The sequence below is a fragment of the Streptomyces sp. NPDC053426 genome (assembly GCF_055585405.1).
The window spans coordinates 40,314-61,788 of the sequence record NZ_JBVJKE010000027.1; the positions used below are offsets into that span (position 1 = coordinate 40,314).

At 72.2% G+C, this 21,475-nt stretch carries 19 protein-coding genes; 11 read left to right on the forward strand and 8 right to left on the reverse strand.

Features of this window, described 5'->3' with window-relative positions:
• Positions 1-6: 6 nt before the first annotated feature.
• Entirely contained in the window at positions 7-1,395 is a 1,389-nt protein-coding gene (gene lpdA / locus ACZ62B_RS35730; RefSeq protein WP_344565409.1) for a dihydrolipoyl dehydrogenase, read from the reverse strand.
• A 438-nt stretch (positions 1,396-1,833) separates the two neighbouring features.
• Positions 1,834-3,375: a leucyl aminopeptidase gene (locus tag ACZ62B_RS35735; RefSeq protein WP_469693607.1), complete on the reverse strand. Its 1,542-nt coding sequence runs from the start codon at positions 3,373-3,375 to the stop codon at positions 1,834-1,836.
• Positions 3,376-3,687: 312 nt separating this feature from the next.
• Between ACZ62B_RS35735 and ACZ62B_RS35740 the strand changes: the two genes are divergently transcribed.
• Positions 3,688-4,497, forward strand: a complete 810-nt coding sequence (locus ACZ62B_RS35740; protein ID WP_469693609.1) for an endo alpha-1,4 polygalactosaminidase — start codon at positions 3,688-3,690, stop codon at positions 4,495-4,497.
• On the opposite strand, the gene ACZ62B_RS35745 is transcribed toward ACZ62B_RS35740, so the two are convergent.
• Complete coding sequence (locus tag ACZ62B_RS35745) at positions 4,457-5,062, reverse strand: RDD family protein (protein ID WP_468878843.1); 606 nt, start codon at positions 5,060-5,062, stop codon at positions 4,457-4,459. The genes ACZ62B_RS35740 and ACZ62B_RS35745 overlap by 41 nt on opposite strands.
• Before the next feature lie 264 nt (positions 5,063-5,326).
• On the opposite strand from ACZ62B_RS35745, the gene ctaD reads away from it, so the two are divergent.
• Entirely contained in the window at positions 5,327-7,054 is a 1,728-nt protein-coding gene (ctaD, locus tag ACZ62B_RS35750) for an aa3-type cytochrome oxidase subunit I (protein WP_469693611.1), read from the forward strand.
• Positions 7,055-7,082: 28 nt separating this feature from the next.
• Positions 7,083-7,424, forward strand: a complete 342-nt coding sequence (locus ACZ62B_RS35755) for a hypothetical protein (protein ID WP_344565416.1) — start codon at positions 7,083-7,085, stop codon at positions 7,422-7,424.
• 30 nt (positions 7,425-7,454) lie between these two features.
• Here ACZ62B_RS35755 and ACZ62B_RS35760 read toward each other — a convergent pair whose 3' ends face one another.
• Positions 7,455-8,249 (reverse strand): adenosylcobinamide-GDP ribazoletransferase, encoded by a 795-nt coding sequence (locus tag ACZ62B_RS35760; protein ID WP_469693613.1) that lies wholly within the window; start codon positions 8,247-8,249, stop codon positions 7,455-7,457.
• Between the two features lie 60 nt (positions 8,250-8,309).
• On the opposite strand from ACZ62B_RS35760, the gene ACZ62B_RS35765 reads away from it, so the two are divergent.
• Positions 8,310-9,071, forward strand: a complete 762-nt coding sequence (locus ACZ62B_RS35765) for a hypothetical protein (protein ID WP_344565419.1) — start codon at positions 8,310-8,312, stop codon at positions 9,069-9,071.
• Between the two features lie 30 nt (positions 9,072-9,101).
• Here ACZ62B_RS35765 and cobT read toward each other — a convergent pair whose 3' ends face one another.
• Positions 9,102-10,160 carry a nicotinate-nucleotide--dimethylbenzimidazole phosphoribosyltransferase gene (gene cobT, locus ACZ62B_RS35770; protein WP_344565420.1) on the reverse strand — a complete coding sequence of 353 codons (1,059 nt, stop codon included), beginning with the start codon at positions 10,158-10,160 and terminating at the stop codon, positions 9,102-9,104.
• 222 nt (positions 10,161-10,382) lie between these two features.
• Here cobT and ACZ62B_RS35775 point away from each other — a divergent pair, with 222 nt between their 5' ends.
• The gene (locus ACZ62B_RS35775) at positions 10,383-11,432 is read left to right on the forward strand and encodes a class I SAM-dependent methyltransferase (RefSeq protein WP_344565422.1); all 1,050 of its coding nucleotides are present in this window, start codon (positions 10,383-10,385) and stop codon (positions 11,430-11,432) included.
• Positions 11,433-11,447: 15 nt separating this feature from the next.
• Here the strand turns inward: ACZ62B_RS35775 and ACZ62B_RS35780 are convergent, their stop codons facing one another.
• Complete coding sequence (locus ACZ62B_RS35780; RefSeq protein WP_344565424.1) at positions 11,448-12,647, reverse strand: bifunctional adenosylcobinamide kinase/adenosylcobinamide-phosphate guanylyltransferase; 1,200 nt, start codon at positions 12,645-12,647, stop codon at positions 11,448-11,450.
• An 84-nt stretch (positions 12,648-12,731) separates the two neighbouring features.
• On the opposite strand from ACZ62B_RS35780, the gene ACZ62B_RS35785 reads away from it, so the two are divergent.
• A complete protein-coding gene (locus tag ACZ62B_RS35785; RefSeq protein WP_073935607.1) occupies positions 12,732-12,944 on the forward strand; it encodes a hypothetical protein in 213 nt (70 codons plus the stop codon).
• A 160-nt stretch (positions 12,945-13,104) separates the two neighbouring features.
• Here ACZ62B_RS35785 and ACZ62B_RS35790 read toward each other — a convergent pair whose 3' ends face one another.
• Positions 13,105-13,770: a methyltransferase domain-containing protein gene (locus tag ACZ62B_RS35790; RefSeq protein ID WP_344565426.1), complete on the reverse strand. Its 666-nt coding sequence runs from the start codon at positions 13,768-13,770 to the stop codon at positions 13,105-13,107.
• A 62-nt stretch (positions 13,771-13,832) separates the two neighbouring features.
• On the reverse strand, positions 13,833-14,477 hold the full coding sequence (locus ACZ62B_RS35795) for a DUF3043 domain-containing protein (protein ID WP_344565428.1): 645 nt from the start codon (positions 14,475-14,477) through the stop codon (positions 13,833-13,835).
• Positions 14,478-14,738: 261 nt separating this feature from the next.
• Here ACZ62B_RS35795 and ACZ62B_RS35800 point away from each other — a divergent pair, with 261 nt between their 5' ends.
• The 5 genes from ACZ62B_RS35800 (at position 14,739) to ACZ62B_RS35820 (ending at position 21,214) form a co-directional block, all read left to right on the forward strand.
• Positions 14,739-15,524: a PspA/IM30 family protein gene (locus ACZ62B_RS35800; RefSeq protein ID WP_469693617.1), complete on the forward strand. Its 786-nt coding sequence runs from the start codon at positions 14,739-14,741 to the stop codon at positions 15,522-15,524.
• Positions 15,525-15,544: 20 nt separating this feature from the next.
• A complete protein-coding gene (pspAA, locus tag ACZ62B_RS35805; RefSeq protein WP_344565432.1) occupies positions 15,545-15,829 on the forward strand; it encodes a PspA-associated protein PspAA in 285 nt (94 codons plus the stop codon).
• A gap of 170 nt (positions 15,830-15,999) precedes the next feature.
• Positions 16,000-17,223 carry a sensor histidine kinase gene (locus ACZ62B_RS35810; RefSeq protein ID WP_344565434.1) on the forward strand — a complete coding sequence of 408 codons (1,224 nt, stop codon included), beginning with the start codon at positions 16,000-16,002 and terminating at the stop codon, positions 17,221-17,223.
• Positions 17,224-17,249: 26 nt separating this feature from the next.
• Complete coding sequence (locus ACZ62B_RS35815) at positions 17,250-17,933, forward strand: response regulator transcription factor (RefSeq protein WP_344565436.1); 684 nt, start codon at positions 17,250-17,252, stop codon at positions 17,931-17,933.
• Between the two features lie 164 nt (positions 17,934-18,097).
• Entirely contained in the window at positions 18,098-21,214 is a 3,117-nt protein-coding gene (locus ACZ62B_RS35820) for an efflux RND transporter permease subunit (RefSeq protein ID WP_468890574.1), read from the forward strand.
• Positions 21,215-21,475 lie beyond the last annotated feature (261 nt).

A 21,475-nucleotide genomic window follows, 5' to 3' on the forward strand; every position in this document is an offset into this window, starting at 1 on the left:
AGAGCGTCAGTCGTGGGAGTGGAGGGGCTTGCCGGCCAGCGCCAGGTGGGCCTCGCCCATCGCCTCGTTCTGCGTCGGGTGGGCGTGGATGAGCTGGGCCACCTCGGCCGGCAGCGCCTCCCAGTTGTAGATCAGCTGGGCCTCGCCGACCTGCTCGCCCATACGGTCGCCGACCATGTGGACGCCGACCACCGCACCGTCCTTGACCTGGACGAGCTTGATCTCGCCCGCGGTCTTCAGGATCTTGCTCTTGCCGTTGCCCGCCAGGTTGTACTTCAGGGCGACGACCTTGTCCGCGCCGTAGATCTCCTTGGCCTTGGCCTCGGTGACGCCGACGGAGGCGACCTCCGGGTGGCAGTACGTCACCCGCGGGACACCGTCGTAGTCGATCGGAACGGTCTTCAGACCGGCCAGACGCTCCGCCACCAGGATGCCCTCGGCGAAGCCGACGTGCGCGAGCTGGAGCGTCGGGACGAGGTCACCGACGGCGGAGATCGTCGGGACGTTGGTGCGCATGTACTCGTCGACCAGGACGTAGCCGCGGTCCATGGCGACGCCCTGCTCCTCGTAGCCCAGGCCCTGCGAGACCGGGCCGCGGCCGATGGCGACGAGCAGGACCTCGGCCTCGAACTCCTTGCCGTCGGCGAGGGTGACCTTGACGCCGTCCTGGGTGTACTCGGCCTTCTGGAAGAAGGTGCCCAGGTTGAACTTGATGCCCCGCTTGCGGAAGGCGCGCTCCAGCAGCTTGGAGCTGTTCTCGTCCTCGACCGGGACGAGGTGCTTGAGGCCCTCGACGATCGTGACGTCGGCGCCGAAGGACTTCCACGCGGAGGCGAACTCGACGCCGATGACGCCGCCGCCCAGGATGATCGCGGACTTCGGCACGCGGTCCAGGACGAGGGCGTGGTCGGAGGAGATGATCCGGTTGCCGTCGATCTCCAGGCCCGGCAGCGACTTCGGCACGGAGCCGGTCGCCAGCAGGACGTGGCGGCCCTGGACGCGCTGGCCGTTGACGTCCACGGAGGTGGGGGAGGACAGCCGGCCCTCACCCTCGATGTAGGTCACCTTGCGGGAGGCGACCAGACCCTGCAGGCCCTTGTACAGGCCGGCGATCACATCGTCCTTGTACTTGTGCACGCCCGCCATGTCGACGCCCTCGAAGGTCGTCTTGATGCCGAACTGCTCGCTCTCGCGGGCCTGGTCGGCGATCTCGCCCGCGTGCAGCAGGGCCTTGGTGGGGATGCAGCCGTTGTGCAGGCAGGTGCCGCCGAGCTTGTTCTTCTCGATCAGGGCGACGTCCAGGCCCAGCTGCGCCGCGCGCAGGGCCGCGGCGTAGCCACCGCTTCCACCGCCGAGGATCACTAGGTCGAAAACGGTGCTGGCGTCGTTCGCCACGTCACGTCCTCCATGCATGTGCGCCACGCCGGTCTCCAGTGACCGGTCGGCGGCTGGTGTCCGGCCGCTCTATGTTCTCGGCCCTTGGATGGGGCCCTGTCCTGCCGAGCCCCATCTTCGCACTTGTGGAACCCGAACGAGACGCCGGGCCGTGGTGTGAGACACCCCACGTTCCCCAAAAGGTGGGGCCCCGACGCCCCTGGGGTGCTGCCCCCGGGATTCCGTCGGTGCGGGTCGGTGGGGGTTGCTCGCGCAGTTCCCGCGCCCCCGGAGGGGCGCGACCCGGCCGGCGGTGCCTGCAAAAAAGGGGGCCGGGCCGCAGCCGCCCCAAAGGGGCGCGGGGAACCGCGCGACCAGCCACGACGGACCCGCAGTCGCGCAACTCCCCGTGCCCCCGAGCTCTCAGGCGCCCCGAAAAGGCGCCCTGAAAGGGCACCCTTAGCCGAGGTCCCCCGAAGCCGCCAGCTCGGCAACCCGCACCAGCGTGCGGACGGCCGACCCCGTACCGCCCTTCGGCGTGTACCCGAACGGCCCGCCCTCGTTGAACGCCGGCCCGGCGATGTCCAGGTGCGCCCAGGTGATCCCCTCACCCACGAACTCGCGCAGGAAGAGACCCGCGACCAGCCCGCCGCCCATCCGCTCGCCCATGTTGGCGATGTCGGCGGTCGCGGAGTCCATCCCCTTGCGCAGGTGCTCCGGCAGCGGCATCGGCCACGCCGGCTCGCCGACCTCCTCCGCCGCCTCGTGCACCGCGGAGCGGAACGCGTCGTCGTTGGCCATGATCCCGAACGTCCGGTTGCCCAGCGCCAGCATCATCGCCCCGGTCAGCGTCGCGACGTCCACGATCGCGTCCGGCTTCTCCGCGGAGGCCGCCCACAGCGCGTCCGCGAGGACCAGCCGGCCCTCGGCGTCCGTGTTGAGCACCTCCACCGTCTTGCCGCTGTACATGCGCAGCACGTCGCCCGGGCGCGTCGCCGAGCCGGACGGCATGTTCTCGGCCAGCGCCAGCCAGCCGGTCACGTTGACCTCGAGACCGAGCCGTGCGGCGGCGACGACCGCGGCGAACACGGCGGCGGCACCGCTCATGTCGCACTTCATCGTCTCGTTGTGCCCGGCCGGCTTCAGCGAGATGCCGCCCGAGTCGTAGGTGATGCCCTTGCCGACCAGCGCGAGGTGCTTCTTCGCCTTGGCCGAGGTGTACGACAGCTTCACCAGCCGCGGCCCCGACGCCGACCCGGCGCCGACGCCCAGGATGCCGCCGTAACCGCCCTTGGTCAGGGCCTTCTCGTCGAGCACCTGCACCTTGATGCCGTGCTCCTTGGCCGCCGTCTGGGCGATGGCCGCGAACGCCTCGGGGTTGAGGTCGTTCGGCGGCATGTTGATCAGGTCGCGGGCGCGGTTCAGCTCCTCGGCGACGGCGGTGGCGCGCTCGACCGCGGCCTTGTACGCCTTGTCGCGGGGCTTGCCGCCGAGCAGCGCGGCCTCGGCGAGCGGCGCCTTGCCGTTCTTGCCGTCCTTGGCGGACGTGCCGTTGTCCTTGTAGACGTCGAAGGAGTACGCGCCCAGCAGCACGCCCTCGGCGACCGCGCCGGCGTCGGCGGCGTCCGTCAGGGGCAGGGCGAACGCGGCCTTCTTGGAACCGGCGAGGGCACGGGCGGCCACACCGGCCGCCTTGCGCAGCGCCTCGGTGTCGTAGCCGGAGTCCTTCTCGGGCTGGGCGCCGAGGCCCACCGCCACCACGAGCGGCGCCTTGAAGCCGGACGGCGCGGGGAGCTTCGTCACCTCGCCCTCGGCACCGGACGCGCCGAGGGTCTCCAGGACGCCGGCGAGTCCGCCGTCGTACGCCTGGTCCACGGCCTCGGCGCCCGGTGCGACGACGGGACCCCCCGGCTTTGACGCGGAGCCCTTGGCGACGCCGATCACGATCGCGTCGGCCCGCAGGCCGGGGATCGCGGCGGTGCTGAGAGTGAGAGCAGTCACGGTGGTGAAATCTCGCTTCCGATGTGAAGTTGCTGTGGCCGAAGGGTGTGGGTCGACCGGGCCCGGCAGCCGACCCTAGTTCCGGCCTGCGGGCGCGGTGCCGTCGGGGTCGTCCCCGGGCGGCGGACACTCGGCACGAGCCTACGCGCGTGTGAGCGTTCGCTCACTCCCGCGGGCGTTCACCTCGTGGCGGCGCCGCGGTCATCTCCCGGACCCCGCCGCCGCACCCGGGGGCGGCGACGATGATCCTTGAGGTTCCCGTGTACCGCCCGCGGTGCCGACCACACCGCCACCCGTTCTGGAGACCGCCCGGTGAGACGACCCTTCCTCCTTGTCCCGCTGCTCGCCCTGCTGCTGGCGGCCTGTACGGCCGCGCCCGGACCCGGCGCCGACGACGCGGCCGGCGCGAAGACGCCGGCCGGCGACCGCTGGCGGCCCCGGCCCGGCACCGACTGGCAGTGGCAGCTCAGCGGACGGCTCGACACCTCCGTCGACGTCCCCGTCTACGACATCGACGGCTTCGACCACTCGGAGGAGACGGTCGCGAAGCTGCACCGCGACGGCCGGAAGGTCATCTGTTACCTCTCCACCGGCGCCTGGGAGGACTTCCGCCCGGACGCGGACGACTTCCCCGAGTCGGTGATCGGCCGCGGCAACGGCTGGGAGGGCGAGCGCTGGCTCGACATCCGCCGTACCGACGTACTGGAGCCGCTCATGGCCGAGCGCATCGACATGTGCCGGGAGAAGGGCTTCGACGCGGTGGAGCCGGACAACATGGACGGCTACCGCAACCGCACCGGGTTCCCGCTCACCGCCGGCGACCAGCTCCGCTACAACCGGCTGATCGCCCGGCTCGCCCACGAGCGCGGTATGGCCGTCGGCCTGAAGAACGACCTCGACCAGATCCCCGAACTGGTCGACGACTTCGACTTCGCGGTCAACGAACAGTGCGCCCAGTACGGCGAGTGCGCCGAGCTGACCCCGTTCGTCGAGGCGGACAAGGCCGTCTTCCACGTCGAGTACGAGCTGACCACCGACCGCTTCTGCGTCGACTCCCGGCGGCTGGAGCTGAGTTCCCTGCTCAAAAAGTACGAACTGGACGCATGGCGTCAGGCCTGCTGAGGCCGAGCCCCGTCACCGACGTGCCCGCCACCCGGTCGGCGAGGGAACGGCGGCCGGGGCCCAGCACGGGCAGCGCGTTGAACAGGAACAGGGCCACCGCGACCGCCCACACCAGCACGGACAGCGCGAACCGCCCCTCGATCAGCAGCACACAGGCCACGGCGTACACGGCGACGTCCGCCGCCGTGGTCACCGCCGCCCGGCGCGCCGCCGCGCCGGGCCCGCGGGGCGTGATCCGCAGCCCGGTCAGCCCCTTGCCGAGGGTGCGCCCGATCAGGGCCAGGCACGCCCACTGGTAGAGGAACGTGGCGACGACCAGCAGCCCGAAGGCCTGTTCGACGTAGAGCACGGACTTGTTCCACAGCGACAGGCCGAGGTCCTCGGAGGCGTCGACCACGTCACCGCGCGAGGTCAGCAGGTCGAAACCGCCGCGCGCGGCGAGTTCGGGCACGTCGGTGACCAGGGTGGATATCCGGTTGAAGGTGAGCACCGCGAGTACCGAGGCCAGCGCCACCACCAGCGCGAAGTCGATGAACCAGGCCACGGCACGACGAAAGGTCGGCATCGACGTCCCCCGTTGTTCTGTCCGTCCGGCGGCTCAGGCTAGCGGCGTGGACGGCGGGTCCACAGGGGTACGGGGAGATCGTTTCAGCCCGGTGACATGACGACGGGTACGGCGGCCACCGCGCCCGCCACTGGCACAGAAGTCCGACGTCACCCGAATGCCGAGTGGAAAGCGCGCCACGGTGTCCGACTTCGGGCACGGCAGGGAATCGTCCCGTCATGCTGCCTTCGGAACTCTCCCCGAGCCCATAGGAGGACGTGGACAGTGGCGGACAAGAGCGCGGTGGGCTCACTCGACGAGGAGACCTACGAGGACGAGCTGCCGGTCAGACGCCAGAGGCGTGGCGAGGTCGTGGTGAAGTGGCTGACGACCACGGACCACAAGACGATCGGCACGCTGTATCTGGTGACGTCGTTCGCGTTCTTCGTGCTGGGCGGGGCCCTGGCACTGGTGATGCGCGCCGAGCTGGCCCGGCCGGGCCTGCAGGTCGTCTCGAACGAGCAGTACAACCAGGCGTTCACGATGCACGGCGCGATCATGCTGCTGATGTTCGCGACGCCGCTGTTCGCCGGTTTCGCGAACTGGATCATGCCGCTGCAGATCGGCGCGCCCGACGTCGCCTTCCCGCGGCTGAACATGTTCGCCTACTGGCTGTACCTGTTCGGCTCGCTGATCGCGGTCGGCGGTTTCCTCACCCCCAACGGGGCGGCCGACTTCGGCTGGTTCGCCTACACCCCGCTGTCGACCGAGTCCTACTCGCCGAACATCGGCGCCGACATGTGGATCATGGGTCTGGCGTTCTCCGGCTTCGGCACCATCCTCGGCTCGGTCAACTTCATCACCACGATCATCTGCATGCGCGCGCCGGGCATGACGATGTTCCGCATGCCGATCTTCACCTGGAACGTGCTGCTGACCGGTGTGCTGGTCCTGCTCGCCTTCCCCGTCCTCGCCGCGGCGCTGTTCGCGCTGGAGGCGGACCGCAAGTTCGGGGCGCACATCTTCGACTCGGCCAACGGCGGGCCGATCCTGTGGCAGCACCTGTTCTGGTTCTTCGGCCACCCCGAGGTGTACATCATCGCGCTGCCGTTCTTCGGCATCATCACCGAGGTCATCCCGGTCTTCTCCCGCACGCCGATCTTCGGCTACATGGGGCTGGTCGGCGCGACCATCGCGATCGCGGGCCTGTCGGTGACGGTGTGGGCGCACCACATGTTCCCCACCGGTGCGGTGCTGCTGCCGTTCTTCTCCTTCATGACGTTCCTGATCGCGGTGCCCACCGGGGTGAAGTTCTTCAACTGGATCGGCACCATGTGGAAGGGCAGTCTCTCCTTCGAGACACCGATGCTGTGGGCGCTGGGCTTCCTCGTCACCTTCCTCTTCGGCGGTCTCACCGGCGTCCTGCTGGCCTCGCCGCCGCTGGACTTCCACGTCACGGACTCGTACTTCGTCGTCGCGCACTTCCACTACGTGGTCTTCGGCACGGTCGTCTTCGCGATGTTCGCCGGCTTCCACTTCTGGTGGCCGAAGTTCACCGGCAAGCTGCTCGACGAACGCCTGGGCAAGATCACCTTCTGGACGCTGTTCTTCGGCTTCCACGGCACCTTCCTCATCCAGCACTGGCTGGGCGCCGAGGGCATGCCGCGCCGCTACGCCGACTACCTGGCCGCGGACGGCTTCACCGCCCTGAACACGGTCTCGACGATCGCCTCGTTCCTGCTGGGCATGTCGATGCTGCCGTTCTTCTACAACATCTGGAAGACGGCCAAGTACGGCAAGCCGGTCGGCGTCGACGACCCCTGGGGCTACGGCCGCTCGCTGGAGTGGGCGACCTCCTGCCCGCCCCCGCGGCACAACTTCCTCACCCTGCCGAGGGTCCGCAGCGAGTCCCCGGCGTTCGACCTGCACCACCCGGACATCGCCGCACTGGACGACAGCGAGAACCGCCCCCGGACCTCCGTGACCGTGGCCCCCGGCGACAAGCAGCGATGAGAACACGGCCCGGAACGTGGAGGAGCGTGTGAATCCCCGTCAGGACAGCGCCCTCGGCCTGGCCCGGCTCGAAGGCCACCTCCTGTGGGCCGCCGAGGTCGAGGAGGCCCGGCGGCAGGCCGACCGGTTCGCCGGGGAACTGCCGTGGCTGACGACCGCGCAGCGCGAAGAGGTGGAACGCGTGTACCGGGCCGACCGGATCGCCGTCTCCCGGGCCACACTGGTGCGGATCCGCGACCGGACGGCCGAGCTGCGCACCGAGTACGAGGCCCGCTACCGGCGGCTGAGGGCGCGCTGCGTGGCCCTGGCGGTCGTGGCGGGGGCGAGCGGCGCGGCCACGGCGATCGCCGCGCTCCTCACCCGGCGATGACACCGATGACACCCCGCTTCCGCGGCGGTCTCAGCCCAGTGACATGACGACGAGCGCGGTCGTCGCCGCCGTCTCCGCGAGGCCGCCGAACACATCGCCCGTGACGCCGCCGAAACGGCGGACACAGTGCCGCAGCAGCAGTTCGGCGACGGCGACGGCCAGGACCACCGCGAGTACGGCGCGCAGGACGTCGTACGCCCCCAGGGGCGCGCCCCCGGCCGCCGCGAGCCCGGTCACCGCGAGTGCGACGCCCACCGCGCCCGCCACCGGCACCACCCCCGCGACCGCCGCACCCAGCCCCTCCGGACGGGCGGGCGGCACACCGGCGCGGGCGGCCAGGGCGAGCGCCAGCCGCGCCACGACCGCCGACACGACGGCGGCGAACGCGCCCCGCGCCCAGCCGTGGCCGTACGCCTGCGTCAGCGCGGCCACCTGAGCCAGCAGCACGAGGACGAGCGTGAGCACCCCGAACGGGCCGATGTCCGACTGCTTCATGATCCTCAGCGCGTCCTCGGCGGGCTTGGCGCTGCCGAGCCCGTCCGCGGTGTCGGCGAGCCCGTCGAGGTGCAGACCGCGGGTCAGGGCGGCCGGTACGGCGACGGTGGCGACGGCGGCGAGCGGCGCGCCCGCGCCGAGGAGCAGCAGCAGGAGCCCCGTGGCGGCGGACAGGGCGCCGACCACCAGGCCGGCCGCCGGGGCGCACAGCATTCCGGCGCGTGCGGCCGGCCGGTCCCAGCGGGTGACCCGGACCGGGAGCACGGTGAGGGTGCCGAAGGCGAAGCGGAGGCCGTCGGCGACGGATGCGAGGGAGGGGGGTGCGGGCACCGGCGCAGATTACCCGGCGGTCACCGGGGCGTCCGTGCCCCCTGTGGATAAAGTGCGCATATGGGACATTGGCTGGATCGGAACATCATCGAACCGGGCAAGCTTCCGCTGCTCCTCGCGCTCGCCGCCTTCGTCCTCACCTTTGTGATCACCCGGACCATCACCCGTCTGATCCGGGCCGGGAAGGGCCCCTTCGGCAACGTCACGGCGGGCGAACTGCACATCCACCACGTCGTGCCCGGTGTCGTCCTCACGGTCGTCGGCGGCTTCGGCTCGGTGGCGAGCGGAGGGGACGGGCTGGGGGCCGCCTTCGCCGCGGTGCTGTTCGGGATCGGCGCGGGGCTGGTCCTGGACGAGTTCGCGCTCATCCTGCACCTCGACGACGTGTACTGGACCGAGGCGGGGCGCAAGAGCGTCGAGGCGGTCGTGCTCACCGCCGCGCTGGTCGGGCTGCTGCTGGCGGGGTTCGCGCCGTTCGGTGTCAACGACCTGTCCCAGGAGGAGCTCCAGAACCGCGCGGGTGCCGCCGCGAGCGTGGGGGTGAACTTCCTGTTCGCGCTGATCGCCCTGAGCAAGGGGAAGGCGCGTGTCGCCGTCTTCGGTGTGATCATCCCGGCGGTGGCCGTGATCGGGTCGCTGCGGCTGGCCCGGCCGGGATCGCTGTGGGCCCGGCGCTTCTACCGGCGCCGGCCACGTGCCCGCGCCCGCGCGATCCTGCGCGCCTACCACCACGACCGCCGCTGGTCCGGCCCCCGCCGGGCCGTCGAGAACTGGCTCGGCGGCACACCGGACCCCACGCCGCGCCCCTTGGAACGGGACTGACCCGAAGTCCTCTTCACCCCCGCCGCCCCGTCACTCCGGCGAAGCCGAAACCTCCGGCAGCTCCGCCGCCAGGGCCGCCGCCGCCTGGACCAGGGGCAGCGCCAGCAGACCGCCCGCGCCCTCCCCGACCGTGACCCCGTGCGACAGCACGGGGTCCAGCGCCATCCGGTCCAGCGCCTTCGCCTGCCCCGGCTCGCCGCTGTCGTGCGCCGCGAGCCACCAGTCCGGCGCCCGGAACGCCACCCGCTGCGCCACCAGCGCACACGCCGCCGTCACCACACCGTCCAGCACGACCGGCAGCTTCCGCACCGCCGCCTGCAGCAGGAACCCCGTCATCGCGGTCAGGTCGGCCCCGCCGACCGTCCCCAGCAACTGCAACTGATCACCCAGCACCGGCCGCGCCCGCCGCAACGCGTCCCGGATCGCCGCGCACTTGCGCATCCACGCCAGGTCGTCGATCGCCAGCCCGCCGCGCCCGGTCACCACCGACGCGTCCGTCCCGCACAACGCGGCCACCAGCACGCCCGCCACCGTGGTCCCGCCCACGCTCACATCGCCGAGCACCACCAGATCCGTACCGGAGTCGGCCTCCTCGTCGGCCACGGCCATCCCCGCGCGGAAGGCCGCCTCGGTCTCCTGAGGGGTCAGCGCGTCCTCGATGTCGATGCGCCCGCTGCCCCGCCGCACCCGGTGGCGCACCACGTCCTCGGGCAGCGATTCCGGATCGCAGTCCAGGGACATGTCGACCACCCGCACCGGCACGCCCTGCCGCCGGGCGAGCACGGACACCGGACGGCCGCCCTCCAGCACCTCCCGCACCAGTTCCACGGCGCTGCCCGCCGCCCGCGCGGAGACATCCAGCCCGGCGATCCCGTGATCGCCGGCGAACAGCACGACCCGCGGCCGTTCGATCGGCCGCACCGGCACCGCGGACTGCGCCGCCGCCAGCCACTCACCCAGGTCGTCCAGGCGGCCCAGCGATCCGGGCGGCACGATCTGGCGCTCCCGGCGCGCCTCCGCGTCACGGCGCACCCCGCCGTCCGGACGCTCGATCAGATCGGTGAAGTCGTCGAGATTAAGCGAGCTCATTCGCCGAACAGTACCGGCCCCCGTCCGGCACGAACGGCCCACCGGTCGGCCTCGCGTACGGGGCCTCACCCCCACCACGCCACCCCGGCGCCGTTCCACCCCGTGACGCCCTCCCATCCGTAACGTTTTGCCGTGGATCGCCGGACATTAGTCCGTCCGTCCCACTCGTCCCCGTACGTCGCCCCGTCCGGGCGCCGTACGCCCTCACGCCGGGAGCCGCCCATGTCCGCAACCGACCCAGCCCGCGCGATCCCCGCCTCCCACGGCTCCGCCCGGGTGCACGAGCCGCGCCGCGGGGACTGCCCCTGGTGCGGCTCCGCGCGGCTGCGCAACCGGCTGAGAACGGGCGATCTGCGCCGGCACCGGCCGGGCCTGTTCACCGTCGACGAGTGCCGGGACTGCGGCCACACCTTCCAGAACCCCCGCCTCACCGCCGAGGGCCTCGCCTTCTACCGGCGGACCGTGCGCGACGCGCCCCGCGACCCCGCCACCGAACGCGTCCTCGCCCTGCACGCCGTCCGGCACCGCCACCGGGGCGCGGCCCGCGCGATGCTCCCCTTCGGCGAACCGGAGAGCTGGCTGGACGTCGGCACCGGACTCGCCCGCTTCCCGCTGACCGCGCGGGAGTTCTTCCCGTACACCGCCTTCGACGGCACCGACCTCACCGCGCGCGTCGAGCGGGCCCGTACGCTCGGCCGCGTCGAGGAGGCCCACATCGGGCCGCTGACCGACCCGCGGGTCCTGGCCCGGCTGGCCGGCCGCTACGACATCGTCAGCCTGCTGCACCACCTGGAACACACCATCGACCCCCGCGCGGAGCTCCACGCGGCCCTCGACGCCCTGCGCCCCGGCGGCCACCTGCTCATCGAGACCCTGGACCCGCGCTGCGCCTTCGCCGCCCTGTTCGGCCGCTGGTGGCTGCCCTACGACCAGCCCCGCCGACCGCACCTGCTGCCCCAGCGCAACCTCCGCGCGGAGCTCGAGAAGCGCGGCTGCGCCATCGTCACCGCCGGGCACCGCGCCGCGCACGTACCGCACGACCTCGCCGGCCTGACCGCCCTGGCCCTCTCCCACGCGCTGCCCGCCCCGGACACCCCCTGGCGTGCCGTCCCGCCGACCCCGTTCCAGCAGCACCTGCGCGCGGTGCTGCTCCGCGCGGGCACCCCGCTGGTGGTCGCGGCGGCGGTGACGGACCTGGCCCTCGCGCCCGTGGTGCGGCACACCCCGTTCGCCAACGCCTACCGGATCATCGCGCGCAAGCCGAAACCGTAGGGCCGCCCCAGGACCTCATCCCCGCAGGACGACCGCCTGCCCCGCCACCACCAGCAGCACCTGCTCGCACTCCCGCGCGAACGCCGCGTTCAGCCGCCCGAGTTCGTCCCGGTACCGGCGGCCGGACGCGGTCGCGGGCACGATGCCCGAGCCGACCTCGTTGGACACGGCGACCACCGTCCGCCGCGCCCCGCGCACCGCGTCCGTCAGCTCCCGCATCCGGTCCCGCAGCGCCCGCTCCCCGCCGTCCGCCCACTCCGCGTCGTCCCACGCCCCCACGGCGTCCATCGCGTCCGTCAGCCACAGCGACAGGCAGTCGACCAGCAGCGGCGGCCCGTCGTCCTTCAGCAGCGGCACCAGGTCGCACGTCTCGACGGTCCGCCACGACCCCGGCCGCCGCTCCTGATGCGCCGACACCCGCGCCGCCCACTCCGTGTCCCCGCCCCGCGTCCCGCCGGTCGCCACGTACAGCACCTCCGGGAACGACTCCAGCCGCCGCTCCGCCTCCACCGACTTGCCCGAGCGCGCCCCGCCCAGCACCAGCGTCCGCCGCGGTACGTCGGGCACGTCCTCGTAGGCGCCCACCTCCAGCGTGGTCCCGTCCGGCACGGCACGTGCCCCGGCCGCCGCGAGCCGGCGCCGCGACTCCGCGCCCGGCGGCACGTCGTGGTCCAGGTGGACGGCGACGACGTCCGTGGCCGGGCCCACCGCCCCCGACTCCCGCAGCCTCGCCAGCGCGTCCGGCCGCCCCACGACGTCCAGCAGCACCATGGCGTACGGCTCGGCCGGCCCGTCGAGACCGGCCGGCGCCCCGCCCGGCGGCAGGTACAGCAGCCGCTGCCCGTCCGGGCCGGTCACCGCGTACCCGGTGCCGGGCGCGTCCAGCGCCACCGCCCGCACCCGATGCCCCGTCAGCAGCGCCAACTCCCGCCCGTCCGGCACCCGTCCCGGCTGTGGCAGCCCGGCCGGCACCTCGACCGCGGGGCCGTCGTGCGGGTGCGACAGCAGCACCTGGCGTACGCCGCCCAGCGAACGCCCCGCGCGGGCGGCCGCGAGCGCGGTGCCCGGCGTGAGGTCGAGCAGCAGCGCCCCGTCCACGAGCAGCGAGGTGGCCGCCCGCGCGTCCACGCCGAGCGCGGCCGCGCACGCGGCGCAGGGACAGTCGGGGCGGGGCAGTCCCGCCGGGGCACCGGTGCCGAGCAGAGTCAGTTCCACGCCCCGATTCTCACCTGCCCCCACGGTGGCTGCCCGTCCGACTAGGCTTTGAGCTCGGTGTGATCACACTCTTGGGAGGCGTACATGGCGGCATGGACGTGGCGGTTCGAGAAGGCCGACGGGACGCAGGTCGAGCCCGCGGTGCCGCCGGAGGAGTTCCCCACGCAGGGGGACGCCGAGTCCTGGATCGGGGAGCACTGGAAGGCCCTCGCGGAGGGCGGCGCCGACCAGGTGCGGCTCCTTGAGGACACCACGGAGATCTACGGCCCGATGAGCCTCCACGCGGAAGAGGCGTGAACCCGGACGTGCGGGCGAGCGGGTGGTTGCCCACGTCCCTATAGGGGCGCGGGGAACTGCGCGAACGGGGGCCTGGGGGCGCAGCCCCCAGGGACGGGAAGGGAAGGGGCGGCGGGGGCGAGAAAAAACGCGATGCCCCCGCCCGTCCGGGGCCGAGCTCTCAGCCCCGGACCCCGCACAGGTGCAGCAGTGCCGCCACCCCCCGGTAGGGATCCGTGCGGCCGGCCCGGTCCTCGAGGGTGAGCAGGGCGTCCAGGTCGTCCGGGACCACGTCGTCCGCCGCCGTGTCCGTGAAGACCCGCACGCCGTACCAGGTGTGCAGCGGCGCCCCGATCCCCGCGAGCGTCGCCGTCAGCCGCTTCAACCGGTACGACTCCGTGTCGAAGGCCGCCAGCGCCTCCGCCCAGTCGCCGCACAGACCCGCCCGCATCGCCGGCGCGTCGCCGTTGCGCACCAGCAGGGACAGCAGTCCGCCGGGCGCCAGCATCCGGGCCAGCCCCGCCAGCAGCGCGTCCGGCTCCTCGACGTACATGAGCACGTCATGACAGAGCACCACGTCGAAGCTGCCCGGCAGGAAATGCACACCGGTGTCCCCGGCGGCGCCCTCGACGATCCGCATCCGCTCCCGGATGCCCTCCGGCTCCCCGGCGAGGGCCTTCCGCGCGGCGGCGATCATCGCCGCGTCCTGTTCGACGCCGGTCACCTGGTGGCCGGCCCGGGCGAGCCGGAGCGTCTGCGCGCCCCGGCCCATGCCGACGTCGAGCACCCGCAGCCGTCGTCCGACCGCGAAGCGCCCCGCTATCTGTTCCTCCAGCTGGCGGGCCACCAGCTCCTGCCGGACGACGTCACGCAGCCCGGAGAGCCCACTGAGCCCGCTGAGCGTGGCGCTCAGGGCCGCTCCCCGCGCTTGACCTGGGGCTTGGGCAGACGCAGTCGGCGCATCTGGAGCGAGCGCATCAGCGCGTAGGCCACCGCGCCGCGCCGACGGTCGTCGGGGAAGCGCTCCGCCAGCCGCTTCTTCAGCCGGAACCCGGTCACGATCGAGTCGAGGACGATCATCACGATCACCACGAGCCACAGCAGCAGCGCGGCGTTCTGCAGCTGCGGCACCTGGATCATGCTCAGCACCAGGATGATCACGGCCATCGGCAGGAAGTACTCCGCGATGTTGAACCGCGAGTCCACGAAGTCCCGCGCGAACCGGCGCACCGGCCCCTTGTCGCGGGCGGGCAGATAGCGCTCGTCGCCGCTGGCCAGCGCCTGGCGCTGACGCTCCATCGCGGCACGGCGCTCCTCGCGCTGCCGCTTGGCGGCCTCCTTGCGCGTCATCGTCGTATTGGCGACGCTGCGGCGCTGCGACTGGGCCACGCTCCGCTTGGGCGTGGGGCGGCCCTTCGGGGCCTCCGGGTGACGGGTCTGCTTGGAGTCGGTCACCGTCGCCTTGTCGGCGACCGATGCCTTCTCTTCCTTGGCGCGGCTACGGAACACAAAACCCAAGGGTACGGGGTGCCCGGGGTTGGACCCCAGCCCCATGGGGAACGATCCGGCAACACCGGACGTCTCCAAAAGGACAGAGGGGGACGTTGTGCGGGCCTCCGGGGAGCCGGCCGGCCGGCCCCGGGGATCACCTACTCCCTACGCCGGATCGGGAGGTTGCTCAGTCGTCCTTGGGGATGAGCGCATCCGTCCCCGAACAGTGCGGTAATGGATGTGGGGCCCGTACTGTGGGTTCTGTCGCAGGTGCTGGAGCTGGAGTCGGTCAGAAGGGGGCGCGCGAAGCCCATGAGCGGTGTCATGAAGCGTATGGGGATGATCTTCCGCGCGAAGGCGAACAAGGCCCTTGACCGGGCCGAGGACCCGCGCGAGACCCTCGATTACTCGTATCAGAAGCAGCTGGAGCTGCTCCAGAAGGTCCGCCGCGGCGTCGCCGACGTGGCCACCTCGCGCAAGCGCCTGGAGCTCCAGCTCAACCAGCTCCAGTCCCAGTCGGGCAAGCTGGAGGACCAGGGCCGCAAGGCGCTCGCGCTCGGCCGCGAGGACCTGGCCCGTGAGGCCCTCTCCCGCCGCGCCGCGCTCCAGCAGCAGGTGACGGACCTGGAGACGCAGCACGCCACGCTGCAGGGCGAGGAGGAGAAGCTCACCCTCGCGGCCCAGCGCCTCCAGGCCAAGGTGGACGCCTTCCGCACCAAGAAGGAGACCATCAAGGCCACGTACACCGCCGCCCAGGCGCAGACCCGGATCGGCGAGGCCTTCTCCGGCATCTCCGAGGAGATGGGCGACGTCGGGATGGCGATCCAGCGGGCCGAGGACAAGACCGCCCAGCTCCAGGCGCGGGCCGGCGCGATCGACGAACTGCTCGCCTCCGGCGCCCTCGACGACCAGTCCGGCATGCACAAGGACGACATCCAGGCCGAGCTGGACCGGCTCTCCGGTGGTACGGATGTAGAGCTGGAACTGCAGCGCATGAAGGCCGAGCTGGCCGGCGGTCCCACGGGTGGACAGCAGGCCATCGAAGGCGGAAACGGCCAGCAGCAGGCTCAGCCGCAGCCGCAGGACACCCCGCGCTTCGACAAGCAGTAGCCCACGCCGAGGAGGGCGACATGATCGTACGGATCATGGGGGAGGGGCAGGTGACGCTGGCCGAGAGCCGGCTCGCCGAGCTGGACAAGCTGGACGAGGAACTGCTCGCCGAGATGGAGAACGGCGACGGGCCGGGCTTCCGCGCGACCTTGAAGGCGCTGCTGGCCAAGGTCCGTGAACTCGGCGAGCCCCTGCCGGACGACTCCCTGGAGCCCTCCGACCTGATCCTCCCGTCCCCCGACGCGACGCTCGAGGAGGTCCAGGACCTCCTGAGCGACGACGGCCTGATCCCGGGAGCCTCATAACCGCGGGCAGTCGTGCCGCGCGTCGTCGTCACCGCGGGCAGCCGTGCCGCTGGGGCGGCACGGGTGGGCGCAGCGGCGCCCCGCGAACGCCGGGCCGCGCAACCCCACCCGGGCCGGAGCACTCGGCACGCCATCCGCACCGAAGCCCACCCCGGCTACCGTAAACAGCCGTGAGCACCCTGACCCGCGCCCGGTGCCGAGCACAGGCACACCCCTTCGCACTGGACGCAGCCCTCGCCGCAGGCGTCCTCATATGCATGGTCGCCGGCTCCTTCGTCGACCCCCACGGCCCCGAGGGCGTCAAATGGGGCCTGCGCACCCCCGACCCGCTCAGCCTCGTCCTCATGACCCTCGGCGCCGCGGCGCTGGTCTTCCGCCGCCGTGCCCCCCGTACGGTCCTCGCCCTCGCCGGCGGCTTCTCCGTCGTGGAGTCCGTCACCGGCGACCCCCGCGCCCCCGTCGCCATGTGCGCCGTGATCGCGCTCTACACCGTCGCCTCCACCACCGACCGCCCCACCACCTGGCGCGTCGGCCTGCTCACCATGACCGTCCTCACCGGCGCCGCGATGGCGGTCGGCCCCCTGCCCTGGTACGCCCAGGAGAACCTGGCGATCTTCGCCTGGACCGGCATCGGCGCCACCGCCGGGGACGCCGTCCGCAGCCGCCGCGCCTTCGTCCAGGCGATCCGGGAGCGCGCGGAACGGGCCGAGCGCACCCGCGAGGAGGAGGCCCGCCGCCGGGTCGCGGAGGAACGCCTGCGCATCGCCCGCGATCTGCACGACGTGGTCGCCCACCACATCGCCCTGGTCAACGTCCAGGCCGGGGTCGCCGCCCACGTCATGGACAAGCGGCCCGACCAGGCCAAGGAGGCCCTCGCCCACGTCCGCGAGGCCAGCCGTTCCGCGCTCGGCGAGCTGCGGGCCACCGTCGGTCTGCTGCGCCAGTCCGGCGACCCGGAGGCCCCCACCGAACCCGCGCCGGGACTGGACCGCCTCGACGACCTCGTCGGCACCTTCCGCAGTGCCGGACTGCGCGTCGAGGTCGCCCGCGGCGACGAGGGCACCGACCTGCCCGCCGCCGTCGACCTGGCCGCGTACCGGATCATCCAGGAGGCCCTGACCAACGTGCAGAAGCACGCCGGCACCGACGCGCGGGCCGAGGTCAGCGTCGTACGCGTCGGACCCCACATCGAGATCACCGTCCTCGACGACGGCACCGGTGAGGACCAGGACCACACCCCCGGCGGCGGGCACGGACTGCTCGGCATGCGCGAACGCGTCACCGCGCTGCGCGGCACCCTCACCACCGGCCCCCGCTACGGCGGCGGTTTCCGCGTCCATGCGATCCTTCCCGTCAAGACCCGTACGTCCGCCGCTCAGGACAGCGGCCCGTGACCACCGATCACCCCGCTGGAGCCCGTATGACGATCCGTGTCCTGCTCGCCGACGACCAGGCACTGCTGCGCAGCGCCTTCCGGGTGCTCGTCGACTCCGAGCCGGACATGGAGGTGGTGGGGGAGGCGTCCGACGGCGCGGAGGCGGTCCGGCTGGCCCGGGAGCGGCGCGCGGACGTCGTCCTCATGGACATCCGGATGCCCGGCACCGACGGACTCGCCGCCACCCGCATGATCAGCGCGGACCCGGAGCTCGCCGGGGTCCGGGTGGTGATCCTGACGACCTTCGAGGTCGACGACTACGTGGTGCAGTCGCTGCGGGCCGGCGCCTCCGGCTTCCTCGGCAAGGGCTCCGAGCCCGAGGAGATGCTGAACGCCATCCGGATCGCCGCCGGGGGAGAGGCCCTGCTGTCCCCGGTGGCCACCAAGGGCCTGATCGCCCGTTTCCTCGCCCAGGAGGGCACGTCCGAGGCCGACCACGACCCGGCCCGCGCCGAGCGGCTCGAGTCGCTCACCGTGCGCGAGCGCGAGGTGCTGGTCCAGGTCGCCGGCGGTCACTCCAACGACGAGATCGCCGAACGCCTGGAGGTCAGCCCGCTCACCGTGAAGACCCACGTCAACCGGGCCATGGCCAAGCTGGGCGCCCGCGACCGGGCCCAGCTGGTGGTCACCGCCTACGAGTCGGGGCTGGTCCGCCCAAGGGTGGAGTGAGTTCCACGGGGCGTACTGCGGCGGGAGTATGCGCCGTATAAGGAATGGAACCTCGGGGCTACGGGTCGGCCCCCGTCGATGGCTCAGGGTGTAGAGCGGGCGCCCACTCGTGCGCGCGCCCGCTTGCCGGACTTCTGCCGCTCCACGGAAAAGAGACCCTGACCATGTCCTGGCTGTCCAGATTCAGCCTCGCGCAACGGGCGCTGATCGGACTGATGTCGATCATCGCGCTCGTCTTCGGGGCGATCGCGATACCCCAGCTCAAACAGCAGCTGCTGCCGACCATCGAACTGCCCATGGTGTCCGTGATCGCCCCGTACCAGGGCGCCTCCCCGGACGTGGTCGAGAAGCAGGTCGTCGAACCCATCGAGGACAACCTGGAGGCCGTCGACGGCATCTCCGGCGTCACCTCGACGGCGAGCGAGGGCAACGCCGTGATCATGGCGTCCTTCGACTACGGCAACGACACCCAGCAGCTCGTCGCCGACGTCCAGCAGGCCGTCAACCGGGCCGGCGCCCGCCTCCCGGAGGACGTCGACCCGCAGGTCGTCGCCGGTTCCACGGACGACATCCCGACCGTCGTCCTCGCCGTCACCTCCGGCCAGGACCAGCAGGCGCTCGCCGACCGGCTCGACCGGACCGTGGTGCCCGCGCTGGAGGGCATCGACGGCGTCGGCCAGGTCACCGTGGACGGCGTGCGCGACGTCCAGGTCACCGTCACCCCCGACGACACGAAGCTGGCGAAGGCCGGTCTCACCTCGCAGTCGCTGTCGACGGCCCTCCAGGCCGGCGGCGCGACCGTCCCGGCCGGCTCCTTCGACGAGGACGGCGCCAACCGCACCGTCCAGGTCGGCGGCGGCTTCACCTCGCTGAAGCAGATCGAGGACCTGATGGTCGCCGCCGAGTCAGGCAAGGGCGACCCGGTCCGCCTCGGGGACGTCGCCACGGTGAAGGAGGAGGAGGCCAGGGCCGACTCCCTCACCCGCACCAACGGCAAGCCGAGCCTCGCCGTGATGGCGACCATGGACCACGACGGCAGCGCGGTCGCCATCTCGGAGGCCGTCCAGGAGAAGCTGCCCGACCTGCGCGAGGACCTCGGTGACGGGGCCACCCTCACCGTCGTCAGCGACCAGGGCCCGGCGGTCTCCAAGGCCATCGAGGGCCTCACCACCGAGGGCGCGCTCGGTCTGCTCTTCGCCGTCCTGGTGATCCTGGTCTTCCTGGCGTCGGTCCGCTCGACCCTCGTCACGGCGGTCTCCATCCCGCTGTCCGTGGTGCTCGCCCTGATCGTGCTGTGGACGCGCGACCTGTCGCTGAACATGCTGACGCTGGGCGCGCTGACGATCGCCATCGGCCGGGTCGTGGACGACTCCATCGTCGTCCTGGAGAACATCAAGCGGCACCTCGGCTACGGCGAGGAGCGCCAGTCCGCGATCATGAACGCGGTGCGTGAGGTGGCCGGCGCGGTGACGTCCTCGACGCTCACCACGGTCGCCGTGTTCCTGCCGATCGGCCTGGTCGGCGGCATGGTGGGCGAGCTGTTCGGCTCCTTCAGCCTCACCGTCACGGCGGCGCTGCTGGCGTCCCTGCTGGTGTCGCTGACGGTCGTGCCCGTCCTGTCGTACTGGTTCCTGCGGGCCCCGAAGGGCACCCCGGAGGACGCCGAGGAGGCGCGCAGGATCGCCGAGGAGAAGGAGGCCAGGAGCCGCCTCCAGCGCCTCTACGTCCCCGTGCTGCGCTTCGCCACCCGGCGCAGGCTGACCAGCGTGGCCATCGCGGTCGCCGTGCTGATCGCCACGTTCGCCATGGCGCCGCTGCTGAAGACCAACTTCTTCGACGCGGGCGAGCAGCAGGTCCTCACCGTCCGGCAGGAGCTGGAGCCCGGCACCAGCCTGGCCGCGACCGACGACCAGGCCACGAAGGTCGAGAAGCTGCTCGATGACACCGAGGGCGTCAAGGACTACCAGGTGACCATCGGTTCGTCCGGCTGGATGGCGGCCTTCGGCGGCGGTACGGACACCAACCAGGCGACGTACCAGGTGATGCTGGAGGACGACGCGTCCTCCGAGGACGTGTCGGACAGCCTGGAGAAGGGCCTCGGCGGGCTCGACGGCATCGGCACCACCACCATCGCGGCCGGTGACGGCTTCGGCAGCCAGGACCTGAGCGTCGTCGTCAAGGCGGCCGACGCGCAGGCGCTGCGCAAGGCGGCGGACCAGGTCCGCGACGCGGTGGCCTCCCTGGACGACGTCACGGACGTCACCAGCGACCTGGCGCAGAGCGTGCCCCGTATCTCGGTGAAGGCCAACGACAAGGCCGCCGAGGCCGGTTTCGACGACCAGATCCTCGGCGGGGCCGTCGCCCAGGCGGTGCGCGGCACCCCGGCCGCCAAGGTGGTCCTGGACGACACCGAGCGCGACATCGTCATCCGCTCGGCGAAGCCGGCCACCACCGTGGACGAGCTGAAGAACCTGCGCCTGGGCCCGGTGAAGCTGGGCGACGTCGCCACCGTCGAGGTGGTGGACGGCCCCGTCTCCATGACCCGGATCGACGGCCAGCGCTCGGCCACCGTCACCGCGAAGCCGACCGGTGACAACACCGGCGCGGTGGGCATGGACCTCCAGAAGAAGATCGACGAGCTGACGCTGCCGGCGGGCGCGACGGCGGAGATCGGCGGCGTGACCGAGGACCAGGACGAGGCGTTCCTCAACCTGGCCCTGGCGATGCTGGCCGCGATCGCGATCGTCTTCATGCTGCTGGTCGGCACCTTCCGGTCGCTGGCCCAGCCGCTGATCCTGCTGGTGTCCATCCCGTTCGCGGCGACCGGCGCCATCGGCCTGCTGCTGGTCACCGGTACCCCGATGGGTGTCCCGGCGATGATCGGCATGCTGATGCTGATCGGCATCGTGGTCACCAACGCGATCGTGCTGATCGACCTGATCAACCAGTACCGCAGGCAGGGCTACGGCGTCGTCGAGGCCGTGCTGGAGGGCGGCCGCCACCGTCTGCGGCCGATCCTGATGACGGCCCTGGCGACCATCTTCGCCCTGCTCCCGATGGCACTGGGCGTCACCGGCGAGGGCGGCTTCATCGCCCAGCCGCTGGCGGTCGTGGTGATCGGCGGTCTGATCACGTCCACCCTGCTCACCCTGCTGCTGGTGCCGACGCTCTACGCGATGCTGGAGCTCCGCAAGGAGCGGCGCGCGAAGAAGCGGGCGGCGAAGAAGGGTCTCTCCGCACAGGGGGAGGCTCCCCGGGAGCCGAAGCCGGTCCAGGTCTGACGACCGCCCGTACGACGAGTCCGACGACCGTCCGTACGACGAAGGGGCGTCCCGTGAACTCACGGGGCGCCCCCGTCTTTTCCGCACGTGACGGGATGCCGGAGACGAACGAGAGCTCCCCGGACACCCGTGAGATACCCCGTTGAGGCGGTGCCCGGCGGAACCTGACGGGGTGTCCAGGACGTCGGTCGTCAGACCCGTCGGACGGAGGCCGGGGCTCCCGCGCGGCACGTGGGCCGGGCGGGAGCCCCAGCGGGGTGG

Coding starts and splice junctions, on each gene's coding strand:
- ACZ62B_RS35745 (WP_468878843.1), bottom strand. CDS start 5,062: ATGCCGACCTTTCGTCGTGCCGTGGCCTGGTTCATCGACTTCGCGCTG.
- ACZ62B_RS35765 (WP_344565419.1), top strand. CDS start 8,310: ATGGGACATTGGCTGGATCGGAACATCATCGAACCGGGCAAGCTTCCG.
- cobT (WP_344565420.1), bottom strand. CDS start 10,160: ATGAGCTCGCTTAATCTCGACGACTTCACCGATCTGATCGAGCGTCCG.
- ACZ62B_RS35775 (WP_344565422.1), top strand. CDS start 10,383: ATGTCCGCAACCGACCCAGCCCGCGCGATCCCCGCCTCCCACGGCTCC.
- ACZ62B_RS35785 (WP_073935607.1), top strand. CDS start 12,732: ATGGCGGCATGGACGTGGCGGTTCGAGAAGGCCGACGGGACGCAGGTC.
- ACZ62B_RS35795 (WP_344565428.1), bottom strand. CDS start 14,477: ATGGGGCTGGGGTCCAACCCCGGGCACCCCGTACCCTTGGGTTTTGTG.
- ACZ62B_RS35800 (WP_469693617.1), top strand. CDS start 14,739: ATGAAGCGTATGGGGATGATCTTCCGCGCGAAGGCGAACAAGGCCCTT.
- pspAA (WP_344565432.1), top strand. CDS start 15,545: ATGATCGTACGGATCATGGGGGAGGGGCAGGTGACGCTGGCCGAGAGC.
- ACZ62B_RS35815 (WP_344565436.1), top strand. CDS start 17,250: ATGACGATCCGTGTCCTGCTCGCCGACGACCAGGCACTGCTGCGCAGC.
- ACZ62B_RS35820 (WP_468890574.1), top strand. CDS start 18,098: ATGTCCTGGCTGTCCAGATTCAGCCTCGCGCAACGGGCGCTGATCGGA.